We start from the raw sequence: 11,725 nt of genomic DNA, 5'->3' as shown, positions 1-11,725 counted from the left end.
GTCGAGGACGTGGTGACCGCGACCCTGGAAGAGACACCGACCAACGCGACGCACTGGTCGCGGGCCTCGATGGCCGCCCGCACGGGACTGTCGAAATCGACGATCGGGCGGATCTGGCGGCGCTTCGAGCTCAAGCCGCACCGCCAGGACACCTTCAAACTGTCCACTGACCCGCAGTTCGTGGACAAGGTCGTCGACGTGGTCGGGCTCTACCACCATCCGCCCGAGTCCGCGGTGGTGCTCTGCGTGGACGAGAAGTCCGGCATGCAGGCCCTGGACCGCTCCCAGCCGGTGCTGCCGATGACCCCAGGCACGCCCGAACGAGCCAGTCACGACTACATCCGCCACGGCACCTCGAGTCTGTTCGCCGCGTTCAACATCGCCGACGGCACCGTGATCTCGCAGTTGCACCGCCGCCACCGCGCCGCCGAGTTCCGCAAGTTCCTGGTCGCCATCGACAAGGCCGTCCCCGCCGAGCTCGACGTGCACCTGGTCTGCGACAACCTCGCCACCCACAAGACCGCCACTGTGCGCGACTGGCTCGAGCGTCACCCCCGTTTCCATCTGCACTTCATCCCGACCGGGTCCTCGTGGCTCAACCAGGTCGAACGCTGGTTCGGGCTGCTCACCGAGCAGCTCATCCGCCGCGGGGTCCACAAGAGCGTCATCGACCTCGAGCGCGAGGTCCGCGCCTGGATCGACAACTGGAACCAGGACCCGCGCCCGTTCACCTGGACCAAGTCCGCCGACGAGATCCTCACCTCGCTCGCCAAATACCTCAACAAGATCGGGCCAGGACACACAGAAATCAATAATGAACTAACCCGCGACAACTCTGACGCAGGACACTAGGTGATGCCGCTCCCTACCAGCATGCCGACAGCGTAGGTCAATGCGGCGGCGACGCCGCCGAGCAGGAGCTGTCGCGACCCGGTCCACCACCACGAGCTCACGGTGACAAGGGAAACGAGGGCACCGGCGCCGAAGAGCCCGACCCCCGACACAACCAGCGCGGGCAGTAAGTTGGCCGCGCCGAGCAGGTAAGGCAGCACCGGCAGTAGCGCGCCCGCAGTGAATGCCAGGAATGAGGCGACGGCGGCGAGCAGTGGCGAGGGCAGGTCGCCGGGATCGACACCGAGTTCGTCGCGGGCGTGGACCGAGAGCGCTTGTTCTGGATCCCGGGACAGCTGGCGCGCGACCTCCCGTGCGACACCGACCTCGACACCGCGCTCGATGTACCGCTGCGCGAGCTCCTCCTGCTCGAGCTTCGGCGTGCCGGCCAGCGCCTGGCGCTCGAGTGCGAGTTCACCTCGAGCGAGTTCAGATTGGGAGGCGACTGAGGTGTACTCGCCCGCGGCCATAGAGAACGCTCCAGCGGCCAGTCCGGCCATGCCCGCCAACACGACCGCGCCCGTGTCACCGCCTGCGCCGGCGACTCCGCCGGCCACGCCCGCGACCAGAGCGAAGTTCGACACCAGACCGTCCATCACTCCGAAGACAGCTGGACGCAACCAGCCTCCCGTCACGTCGGGGTGGGAGTGCTCAACAGGTACCGCCCCACCCTGGTTCCTCGCCTCGCTCATTCCTCACCTCCCCGAGGCCGTGTGGCTGTCGAGACCGTGGGCTACTCGGTCGTCCCCCGCTGCTTCGGCCGGTTCGTCGCCGCCTCCCCCATCACGGTCACGGTGTCCTGCGACGCGCAGCTCGTCGCCTCCCAGGTAGCCCAGGTGCTCGCTCATCTCCGCTCCAGGGCGGTCTCGAACACCGTCTTCCACCTGGGCCATCCCGTGCTCGTCGTGCCTGAGGGCATGGCCCAGGGCCTCGACGGAGTCAGGTTCGGGGGCCGTCCCCCGAAGGCGGGGCCGGCCGTGTAACCGATTCCACGACAGGGCAGCATGGGGCAGACCCGCGGCTGTCGCCTACCCGGGAGCGAGCGGGACCGGCGAAACCTGCCGGCACCGCTGCGGGGACGCACCTGTCGCCGCCTGCCATCAGGAGCTCATGTCCGAGGACAAGAAGCCTTCCGGTGCTCTGACGTTTCCGCAAGTGGCGGCGGGAGCGCTGGCGGCGGCGACGGCGGCGATCCTCGGCTCGTACCTGGGGGTCCTGGGCACGGTCGGGGGCGCGGTCGCGGTCTCGGTGGTCACCACGGTGGGCTCGACGCTCTACCGGCGGTCGCTAGAACGCACCCGGGACAAAGTCAAGGAGGAGCTGGGCGGGGGCGGTCCCGCCGCAACCAAGCTCGCGGGCGTGGTGGCTCGGGTCACCGCAGGGTTCCGGACGGCCGGCTCGGCCGCGCCACGGGGAACGGCCGGCGCGACCGGCGTGCGCTCGGGGGCGCCGGGCACCGCCGTCGGCCCGCCGGGCGCGATGCGGCCGGTCCCCCCGCCGCACCCTCGCGCCGCCGGGCCCGCCCCGTCGTCCGCGCCCCCACCGTCGTCCGCGCCCCCACCGTTGTCCGCGCACCATGACGGGCGGGCCGCCACCGCGCACGCGTCGGGACCGGGGACCGGGGTACACCCCGCGGGCGTCCCGCCCACCGCCGCCGTACCGGGGGCCCACCGCTGGTGGGCCGACGGGTCAGCCGCCGGCGGCTCCGGGCGCCGGTGGAAGCCGCCGCTCGAGGTGCCCCCCACTGCCCGGCTGGGACCGGGCCGGCCCCCTGGTTCCCGGGGCACGGCGAGGACCGGGGTCGTGACCGCGGGAGCGCCGCCGTCTCGGCGTCGAGGGGGACTGCAGCGCTGGCTGATGCTGGCCGGGTTGGCCGTGAGCATCTTCGCCATCGGACTGCTGGCCAGCATGGCCGTCGAGGCCACGGTCGGACGCCCGCTCTCCGGCGGGACAAGCGGCACGTCGGTGGGAAGCCTGTTCGGCCAACCCACCCGCAGCTCGCCCGTCTCCCGCACCGCCCCGAGCCCGCAGGGCACCCACCCGGCGACCCGGACGTCCTCGCCCGAGCAGAGCAGCGCCACCCCGAACCCCCCGCCAACCCGGCAGGCCACGACGACAAGCCAGTCCGCTCCGGGCGCCACCTCCAGCGAAAGCCTGGTACCCCAGACCGGTCTCGGCGACCGCCCCACCGGCTAAAGGACGAAGTCGTGCATGGGCATGTTGGTCGTTTCTGGTGCGGTGCGCGGTGTTATTGCCCTGGCAGCTCGATTCCGCGTTCTTTCGCGAACTTCATTATGTTCGGCATCATCACCGCGGTTTGCTGCCTCGCTTCCTCGGTGGGAGTGAAGGCCACATACTCACATCCGGCGAACACGATCGGAATGTGTCCAGCCTCGAGGACGAACGCATCGCCGGCCTCGAAGATTTCCTCGATGCCGTCAGCTCTCCGGACACCGAACTTGCCTTTGAGGATGTAGCCCATGTGGGTCGCCTGGCATTGATCATTCGGTGCGCCCTCGAAGAACGGCGCCACGTCCATATCGGTGAAGTGGCTTTCTATGCTGACCGTCCAGCCACCAATCTCCTGCTCGTATGCATCGACCAAGCCTGGAAACACTTGGTGAGACGAAGCGGTGGCCTTCGATACTTTCGACATATTCTTCTCCCTCCGAGTGGTGGACTGGCGCCGAGTACGTGCCGTGGTACGCGATCGTCCGTTGGCCCGCGAGCTGAGCAGGTCGACCCCCAGCGTCTGGCCTGCCCCGACCATCCGCCCGAGCTGGGAACCGGGTTAGGGCGCGAACCATGTGTGCGGTAGGGCCGGAAGGTCCGAGCACGAGCACCGGGTGAGGGCGTTGCGTCGTAGGGCTTCGAGGCGGCCGTTGATCAACGTAAGGCGCCGAACGCAAGTGCGGAAGGCGCCGAAGGCGGGGTCCGTTGCCCCGCAGCTTCGATACAGGAACTCTCAACCCTCGCCCGAGAGTGAGACGCTCCCGTGCAGCCTCTCGGCCGGCGAGCCTGGGTCGTGCCGAATCGCGTTCTCTAGGCTTCAGCAAGCGGGCCAAAGTGCTCGCGAAGGTCCTGCTTTGTCAGCAGCATACGATCCCAGAAATCCATGAAGTCACGGACGTTGTCACGGTCGACCATGTTCCCCCAGTAGTGCCGCACATGGTCGCGTTCCGCCGCGGTGGAGAACTGCCCGGTCTTCGCGGTGTACATGTAGCGGTCGCAGTGCGGCAGGTAGAGCCAGAGGTCGCCGTCGCGGTCGACGTAGTCCGGGTGGGTCGGTTTCGGGGCCTGTTGCGTGTGCGTCTCGGTGAGCACCCGTTCCTGGTGTTCGCGCATCTCCTTCCACATGTGTGCCCACCAGTACGGAGCCGTGGTGGGGTCGAAGGGACCGAATCCGCTCATCGGTGATCTCCTCGAAAGTCCTCGGTCGCTTATCGTCGTCAAGGTGGGAGGCATGCTTCGGGAGGCACTGCTGTTTGGCCCCACATCCGCAGCAGACATCGGGAGGGCTCTACCGGCCAGGGCCGCAAGTCCCACACCCGACGGGCGACCGGCTCCCGAGGGCGGGCGACGCCGTGACGGGCGAGCGGGGTGGATCGCTACCGGCGGGGGTCAGGGCGCGAGCTCGGCCCGGGTGATGAGGTCCAGAAGCTCGGCGTGGACCGCGTCGGGCTGCTGCACGGGGACGACGTGGCTGCCCGGCAGGGCCACGAAGCGGGCGTCGGGCATGGTGGCGGCGACCGCGCGGAGGCGTCGGTGTCGACGAACCCGTCGATGTGGCCGGCCACGACGGTGACGGGAAACGGCGCGGCGGCCATGTCCAGCGCCGGCTGGCGGCCCGCTTCGACGACCAGACGGGAGAACCAGGTCCAGTCGTGGCGGGTGAAGGTGTTGATGGTGTCCAGCAGCGGCGCCAGGTGGGACGCGCGCCCTCCCGGAGCCGCTGACGCCGCGGCCGACCACATCGACGCCGTCGCGGCAAGCGGGGGCCCGACCACGCGCAGCATCCACGCGCTCGTCTGCCCGAGGACATCTCGCGCCTGTGCCGGCGTCCCCGGCGGAACCCGCAGGAGCTGGAACGCTGCCCCCGGGCCCCCGCCAACGGCCAGGATCCCCGCGACACGCCCAGGTACGCGTCGAGCGACCTCGAAGGCGATGCCCACCCCCAGCGACCACCCGACGAGGACCGCCCGGTCGAACCCCGCTTGGTCCATCACCGCCTCGAGATCGTCGGCGTGGTCGGCGACCCCGATCCGTCGCTGGTCGCGGGGCCGCTGCGAGCCACCCAGGCCGCGGTGGTGCCACCCCACGGCGTGGACCCCACAGTCGGGCGCGGCGAGGTGAGGCCAGGAGCCGTACGAGGCGCCGATCCCGTTGCTGATCACCACCGGCGCCCCGAGCGCCGCGTTGTCCCACATGCGCAGCGCCGTGCCATCACCACTGCGGACCACACCCTCGCGCACCGGGCGAGACCACCGCAGCCCGCCGTCGCGCACCAGGGACGCACGGCCCGCGACGGCGATCCCATGGTCGGGCCTACCCGGGCGCACCCGTCGCGGTCCAGCGCGGCGGGCGCGCCGGCGAGTGCGCGCCCCGCGCGCCACGGCGGGCGCCCCGGTCTCGGGCCCCTTGGCGCGAAGTGCTCCGCTGGTCCTTCGGCAAGCGCCGGGATCGCGGTCGAATCGCAGCACGTGCCCGACCGGCGCCGACGCTCCGCTGCACGGGGTCACCGGGCGTACGGCCGGTGTCCTTCGCCGCTCGCACGCGGAGGCCCCGCTGCCCTGCGTTGGTGTCGTTGAGGCCGCCCGCCGGGTACAGACGCGTTGGTGTTCCTGCACGAGGAGGTGCTGGCAATGACCGATCCGGAGCAGCCGCTGCAGCGGGAGGCCCTCCGCTACACCGAGCAAGGCCAGGCGGCCACGGCGAACCTGATGAACGCGCTGTCGGAGAACTGGTCGGCCGTGATGCGCGCCGCTGGTGGCGTCGGGTCCAGCGCGGCGACGTCCCCGCCGAGTCCGGCCGAGCTCATCGACCGCAGCTTCGACTTCACCATCCGCATGATCGAGACGCAGCGGGCGTTCGCTCATCAGCTGCTCGAGGCGGGTATGCCCGTCGCCCAGGCCATGGAGCAGGCCACCGACTCGGTCACCGACAAGACCCAGCATGGGACCACCCAAGGACCCGGCGGCGCCTCGGACAGAACCCCTGGTTAGAACCGCCTCGCGTTCACCGCGCTGCGCTACTCCACCCTCGACGGCAGCGACTACCCCTCCCACACTGCCCAGGAGAAACGCGATCGCCGGCCACATCCGCGGGCGCAACCGACACGCCACCCCGAAACGACGCTTCGCTGTCGACTCCAAGATCCGCCGACACGATTACCTACCCAACGTTGCCTGATGCGGCACCAATGCGTGACACGGCACTCGCAGCGCCTACAGGTGCGTTGGCGGCGCTGGGCGCGTCTCTCGGCGTCCTCCGTGTCGTGTAGTTCGTGCCACAGGCCGTGCCATATTGTGTGCCGCTCGACCAAGGCAGTGCGCCGGCCTCCGTCACGAGCACCCGGCGGCCACAGCGTCAGGGGCCGGGAGACCAGCGCTTAAACGCGCCGGCGACGGTGCGCTCGGCCTCGTCGACCGCAAGCCGTTCGTCGTCGATCCCGTCCGGCCCATGCAGAACAGCGCGATGGCGTCGTTTGGGCCCGTGATGGTGCAGACAGGCAGCGCGACATCGCCGCCGGGCACGACGCTGACCGTCCCCGCCGGGGCGAGGAGCCGGTACGCGTGGGTCGATTCCCCGGGATCGGCGCGACGGGCGAGCATGCCGGCGAGGCCGTGGAAGAACCCGACGAAGGTGGCGGCGACGTCGGCCGGCAGGGCCGACGCCTGCCCGAGCGCGGTGCGGGCATTGTCGACGCGCATGTGGGCGGCGTCGCCCTCGATGGTGTGTGAGGAGCCGAAGCACCTCGTCGCCCACGGCTACGCCGAGGTCCGCGAGTCGCCGGTCGGACGCCGTCCCCGCTCGAGCTACTCGATCACCCCGGCGGGGCGGCGGGCGTTGGCGGCGTGGCTGGCCGAGACCCCTGCGCCTCCCGCACTCCAGTTTGAGGGCATCCTGAAGGTGCTTCTCGCCGACCAGGGCGACGCGTCCACCAACGTCAACTTGCTCGAGGCGATCGAGAAGCAGGCCGCCGACGCCCGAGCCATCGCCGTCGAGCGGGGCCGCGGCTACCGGGACGGCGAGTATATCGCCGGGGTCGACCTCGAGGCGCGGGCGGTCGTGGTGGCCCAGACCCTCGCCTTCCTCGCCGAGTTCCACGCCCTGGTCGAGCGGTGGGCGGCGTGGTCCGCCGACCTGGCCCGGTCACCGGACGCCGGCGAGCGGGCACAGCAGACATTCGTCGCCGTGGCCGCCGGCGGGAGGCTGCTCCGCTGGCCGGGTCGACCTCGTACCCGCCGGGCGCGATGGCCGTCACGGCCGAACGTTCTGTCGGGCAAGCGGCGCTTTCTCCTCGGGTGACCAGACGCGCTCGCCGCGTGGCTGCTCAGGGAGCGAGCACCAGACGGCCGACCGGCTTCCCCGAGCGCAGCCGGTCCAGTGCAACGTTCACCTCAGCGAGTGGCAGCACGTCGTCCACCGGCGGCAGCTGGCCGGCTTGGGCGAGCGCGACAGTGGCCGCCAGCTCCGGCAGGGTGTTGCCGACGCTGGTCAGGATGCGTTGCTCGGGCACCACCATCGCCAGCGGGCTGACGGTAAGCGTGTCGGCGCTGTAGCCCACGAACACCAGCCGGCCCCGGCGCCCGAGCACCTCCGTCGCGACGCGCATCGTGGCCTCGACCCCGGCCATCTCCAGCACGACGTCGGCGCCCTGCCCGCCGGAGAGCCGTGCCACCGCCGTCGGCAGACCGGCGAGGTCGACGACGGCCGCGGCCCCGGCGACGGTGGCCGCCCGCCGCCGGGCCTCCCGGCGGCTCACCGCCACCACCGTCGCGCCCCGGCGATGCGCTTCGGCGACCGCGGCCAGGCCCACACCGCCCGCGCCGAGCACCACGACGAGCTCCCCATGCGCTACGTCGGCCTCGTTCAACGCGTGCACGCTGGTGGCGCCCGCGCAGCACAACGGCGCGGCGCTCTCGAACGGGATGTCGTCGGGCAGCGTGACCAGGCATCGGGCCGGCACCACGAGGTACTCGGCGAAAGCCCCGTCGGCAGCGAAGGCCAGCACCCCGCGGGGCCGCAGGCACAGGTTCTGCCGGCCGGCGAGGCACCAGCGGCAGGCGCCGCAGAACAGGTAGTAGTCGACCACCACGCGGTCGCCGGGTGACCGGTCGGCCACCTCGGCGCCGACCGCGTCGACGGTGCCGACGGCCTCGTGACCCAGCGTCGTGGGCAGCGAGGCCGGGGCGTAGAGGCCCTCGACGAAGTGCAGCTCGGTGCCGCATACCCCGGCCGCGGCGACCTTGACCCGGACCTCGTCGGGGCCGGGCTCGGGGGTCGGAACTTCCTCGAGCACCATCGGCTGGTGGGGAGCGTGGAAGCGAGCGGCGCGCATGCCCCTGTCCTTATCGCTCGGCGCTTGTCGGGTCGAGATGGGGGACGCCGGCGCCCCGGTGTGCCACGCGCGAAGGGCGTGATGGGGGTCGTGTCCAGGGCACGGCTTACGCCTCGGGTCGGGGCAGCCAGTTGGTGCGTCCAGTCGGACAGAAGAGCACCCGGCCACTCTGGTAGCAAGAGTGTGTGCCGCCCCAGGAGGTCCCGAGGGCTCCGCGGGTGGACGTGGAGCGCAACCGAGCGCGTCTGTTGGAGGCCGCGGCCGAGGCGATGGCGCAGAACCCCGGCTGGTCGATGACCGACGTGGCGCAGGTCGCCCGCCTTACCCGTGCCACCCTCTACCGGCATTTCGGCACGCGGGAGAAGCTTCTCGCGGCGTTGCGCGCCGAGGCGCTGAACCGCGCGGCGGAGGCAATCGCGGGATCCCGTCCAGACGAAGGCGACGCCGTCGACGCGTTGCGCCGCGCGGTCGAGGCGGTCGTGTCCCATGGCGCGCGCTTCCGGTCGCTGCTCGTCGAAGACGCCGATCAGGATCCGTCATTCGGCAAGGAACGGGAGCGGGTCTTCGCGCCGCTGCTGAGCGTCATCCGGCGAGGGCAGGAGACCGGGCAGATCAGGCGGGACCTTCCGCCGGAGTGGGTTCTGACGGCGATGACGTCGCTGCTCACCGCCGGTGTCCGGGCTACCCGATCGCCCTGGTATGGCGACAGCAGCGTGGCTGATCTGGTGCTCACGGTGCTGATTGAGGGCGTCGGACCACGTCGCTGATCGCAGCTCGGCCGTTGCGACCCGGCGGTGGCCTACGATGAAGCTAGACTCCTGTGTCTCACTTTCGTCGTACCCTGGGTGCTGTCCGCGCCGCGCCGAGAGGTCCGAGGCCGGAACCGACGAGGTGAACAGGAAAGATGCCTGATGAAGCGCGCCGTGTGGCCGAGCCGAGAACCCGGGTCCTGGCCCGATGCCGGTCGCAACGGCGCGCGGCCTGACCCCCAGCCCGTGGAGGACCCCGTCGAGGTCGATGTGCTGGTCGTCGGGGCCGGCCCGACGGGTCTGACCGCGGCGGGCGAGGCGGTCCGCCACGGCCTGACGGTGAGAATTGTTGATCGCAAGCCGCAGCGCGCCACGTTCTCCAAGGCTCTGGTCGTGCACGCCCGCACCCTCGAGGTCTTCGAGGCGATGGGGGTGGCCGAGGCCGTGCTGGCCGAGGGCAGGCCGTTCGCCGCCCTCAACGTCCACGCCGGCAGGGGGCGTCGCGCCACCAGGATCGACCTCCTCGGCCTGCCCTGGGGGGACACCGCTTATCCCTTCTGGCTCTCGATCCCGCAGTACGCCACCGAAGGGGTGCTCGAGGGCCGCCTCGACCGGCTGGGTGTGGCGGTGGACTGGGGCGTGGCACTCGACCGGCTCGACGACCGCCGCAGCCACGTCGAGTCGAGGCTCGAACACGCCGACGGCACGATCGAGCTTGTGCGCTCGCGCTGGGTCATCGGCTGCGACGGCGGCCGCAGCCGGACCCGCGAGCAGGCGGGCCTGCGGCTCGAGCGCACGGCCGCAGGCGTGACGTTCCTGCTCGCCGACGTCACGACCACCGCGTTACCCGCGCAGGACGAGGGGCACGTGTTCCTCGGGCCGGACGGTCTGCTGGTCATCGTGCCGATGCCCGAGCCCGGCCGGTGGCGCGTCATCGCCCAGGAGCCTCGGGCCGACGCTCACCCGCCCCACAGCATCGACACGGCCCATGTCGACGAGGTGGTCCGCAGCCGGGCCGGACTCGATCTCCGCTGCCACGACCTGCTCTGGGGGTCGAGGTTCGAGCTGAGCCACGGGGTCGTGGACCGGTACCGGCGAGGCCGGGTCTTCCTCGCGGGCGATGCGGCCCACGTCCACAGCCCGGTCGGAGGGCAGGGCCTCAACACCGGCGTGCAGGATGCCCACAACCTGCTCTGGCAGCTCGCGCTCGCACGCCGGGTGCCAGCTCGTGGCCGAGAGGAGCTCCTCGACAGCTACGAGGAGGAGCGGCGACCCGTGGCCGCCGCGATGGTGGCGGGAACCGGCAGGGCGACCAGGCTTCTCACCATGCGCAACCGCGCGTTCCGCAGGCTGCTCGGTGTTCTCGCCCCGCTTGTCATCACCCATCCGGCGATACGGACGAAGTTTGGGCGCACCGTCGGGATGCTCGAGGTCGGTTACCGGTCCGGTCGCTCCCTCGGAGGGGGGCGGCGGATGCCCAACCCGGAGCTGCGCGGCGGTGGGCGACTCTACGAGCGGCTGGACCCGGTGCGGCCCACCTGGGTCGTCCGGCACAGCCCTGGCGAGACGCCTCCGGCTCCGCAGGCCGCGGGATGGCGCGGGCTCCCGCTGCTCGAGCTACCCGAAGAGGATCTCCCCGACGAGAGTCTGTCCCGCGTGACGCTGGTCCGCCCGGACCGATACGTCGCGCTGCGAGGAGAGACCGCCGAGGAGGCGTGGGCGCTGATGGCCCACCTTCCCTTCGCGCGGTGAGGGGCCGCGCCTCGGCGTCGCTCGACATCGGCGGCGCCGGGCCGCGCGGCCTGGCCGGCCACCGCCCGGGGGGCCAGCGAGGCCAAGCGCCTCCGTCGCCAGGGTGGGTGCGGCGAAGGCGACCGGGGCCGGTAGGGCGACGGCGCCCGTGCCGCCGGGCACTTCGCTGGACGAGCGGGCGTCGCCCTGCGGGTTGGCGTCCTCGCTCAGGCCTACGCAGTACGCCAGGAAGGCGAGCGTCTCCTGGTCCTGTGTCCCCGCTCGCCAGGTCGCGGCACCGGTCCGCGATCGGCGCGACACACCCGCCGTGTCTCCGTAGTGGAGTTGCTCTCCGAGCACAGTGGTCCGCGGCGCCGGGGGCGGGTGCGGCCAAACCACGGTCGTCGTGGCCGCTCGGGGTCCAGCTCGCGGCCTTTGGCCGCTTCCGACCCGGTACGGCCCTCGGCGCGAGTACTGCCGCCATGATCTTCGTCGGCGCCGCTGCGGGCGTGGTCAATGGCCCAGCCACCGACGCGCCGCTGCCCCCGCTCCTGGTCGCTGCCACCGCGCGGGACGCCGACGAGCAGGGGCGGGAGCTCGTCGGAGGACGAAGCCCGTTGCGGCCGCCAGGCCCACGACCACCACCGCGGCGACACCGAGCCACGGGTGCCGGATCAGCCACGACACCACCGGTTCCGCGCCCAGGGCCGTGATGCTCGACGTGCCGGGGTCGTGGCCCACGGAACGCGGAGCACTGGCTACCCAGGTCGGCGCCACCATCACTCACCGGGTG

At 71.6% G+C, this 11,725-nt stretch carries 13 protein-coding genes; 7 read left to right on the top strand and 6 right to left on the bottom strand.

The features are described 5' to 3' along the window. Positions 1-852, top strand: an 852-nt coding sequence (locus C8D89_RS15980) for an IS630 family transposase (protein ID WP_116709137.1), incomplete at its 5' end; no start/stop codon positions are given. Here the strand turns inward: C8D89_RS15980 and C8D89_RS15975 are convergent. Continuing rightward, positions 849-1,583, bottom strand: a complete 735-nt coding sequence (locus C8D89_RS15975) for a VIT1/CCC1 transporter family protein (protein ID WP_116709083.1) — start codon at positions 1,581-1,583, stop codon at positions 849-851. The genes C8D89_RS15980 and C8D89_RS15975 overlap by 4 nt on opposite strands. Positions 1,584-1,604: 21 nt before the next feature. On the opposite strand from C8D89_RS15975, the gene C8D89_RS15970 reads away from it, so the two are divergent. Next, positions 1,605-1,874: a hypothetical protein gene (locus tag C8D89_RS15970; RefSeq protein ID WP_116709082.1), complete on the top strand. Its 270-nt coding sequence runs from the start codon at positions 1,605-1,607 to the stop codon at positions 1,872-1,874. A gap of 820 nt (positions 1,875-2,694) precedes the next feature. Next, positions 2,695-3,087 carry a hypothetical protein gene (locus tag C8D89_RS15965; RefSeq protein ID WP_133251927.1) on the top strand — a complete coding sequence of 131 codons (393 nt, stop codon included), beginning with the start codon at positions 2,695-2,697 and terminating at the stop codon, positions 3,085-3,087. Positions 3,088-3,139: 52 nt separating this feature from the next. On the opposite strand, the gene C8D89_RS15960 is transcribed toward C8D89_RS15965, so the two are convergent. From C8D89_RS15960 to C8D89_RS29300, 3 genes are all read right to left on the bottom strand, one after another. After that, positions 3,140-3,547 carry a cupin domain-containing protein gene (locus tag C8D89_RS15960; RefSeq protein ID WP_116709080.1) on the bottom strand — a complete coding sequence of 136 codons (408 nt, stop codon included), beginning with the start codon at positions 3,545-3,547 and terminating at the stop codon, positions 3,140-3,142. A 386-nt stretch (positions 3,548-3,933) separates the two neighbouring features. Continuing rightward, positions 3,934-4,302, bottom strand: a complete 369-nt coding sequence (locus tag C8D89_RS15955; protein ID WP_116709079.1) for a hypothetical protein — start codon at positions 4,300-4,302, stop codon at positions 3,934-3,936. Between the two features lie 197 nt (positions 4,303-4,499). Continuing rightward, positions 4,500-5,363, bottom strand: a complete 864-nt coding sequence (locus tag C8D89_RS29300; protein WP_165825736.1) for an alpha/beta fold hydrolase — start codon at positions 5,361-5,363, stop codon at positions 4,500-4,502. A gap of 363 nt (positions 5,364-5,726) precedes the next feature. Between C8D89_RS29300 and C8D89_RS29295 the strand changes: the two genes are divergently transcribed. Then, a complete protein-coding gene (locus C8D89_RS29295) occupies positions 5,727-6,113 on the top strand; it encodes a hypothetical protein (protein ID WP_165825735.1) in 387 nt (128 codons plus the stop codon). 339 nt (positions 6,114-6,452) lie between these two features. On the opposite strand, the gene C8D89_RS29790 is transcribed toward C8D89_RS29295, so the two are convergent. Next, positions 6,453-6,821: a hypothetical protein gene (locus C8D89_RS29790; RefSeq protein WP_116709077.1), complete on the bottom strand. Its 369-nt coding sequence runs from the start codon at positions 6,819-6,821 to the stop codon at positions 6,453-6,455. Here C8D89_RS29790 and C8D89_RS15935 point away from each other — a divergent pair. Further along, positions 6,820-7,419: a helix-turn-helix domain-containing protein gene (locus C8D89_RS15935; RefSeq protein ID WP_116709076.1), complete on the top strand. Its 600-nt coding sequence runs from the start codon at positions 6,820-6,822 to the stop codon at positions 7,417-7,419. The genes C8D89_RS29790 and C8D89_RS15935 overlap by 2 nt on opposite strands. A gap of 25 nt (positions 7,420-7,444) precedes the next feature. Here C8D89_RS15935 and C8D89_RS15930 read toward each other — a convergent pair whose 3' ends face one another. Continuing rightward, complete coding sequence (locus C8D89_RS15930) at positions 7,445-8,452, bottom strand: alcohol dehydrogenase catalytic domain-containing protein (RefSeq protein ID WP_116709075.1); 1,008 nt, start codon at positions 8,450-8,452, stop codon at positions 7,445-7,447. Between the two features lie 218 nt (positions 8,453-8,670). Here C8D89_RS15930 and C8D89_RS15925 point away from each other — a divergent pair, with 218 nt between their 5' ends. Both C8D89_RS15925 and C8D89_RS15920 read left to right on the top strand, forming a co-directional pair. Beyond that, complete coding sequence (locus tag C8D89_RS15925) at positions 8,671-9,219, top strand: TetR/AcrR family transcriptional regulator (RefSeq protein ID WP_116709074.1); 549 nt, start codon at positions 8,671-8,673, stop codon at positions 9,217-9,219. Between the two features lie 228 nt (positions 9,220-9,447). After that, positions 9,448-10,953, top strand: a complete 1,506-nt coding sequence (locus tag C8D89_RS15920; protein WP_165825733.1) for an FAD-dependent monooxygenase — start codon at positions 9,448-9,450, stop codon at positions 10,951-10,953. Positions 10,954-11,725: the final 772 nt, after the last annotated feature.

Source organism: Actinomycetospora cinnamomea (assembly GCF_003096675.1).
GTDB lineage: Bacteria > Actinomycetota > Actinomycetes > Mycobacteriales > Pseudonocardiaceae > Actinomycetospora > Actinomycetospora cinnamomea.
This window is presented reverse-complemented; position numbering and strand designations above follow the sequence as displayed.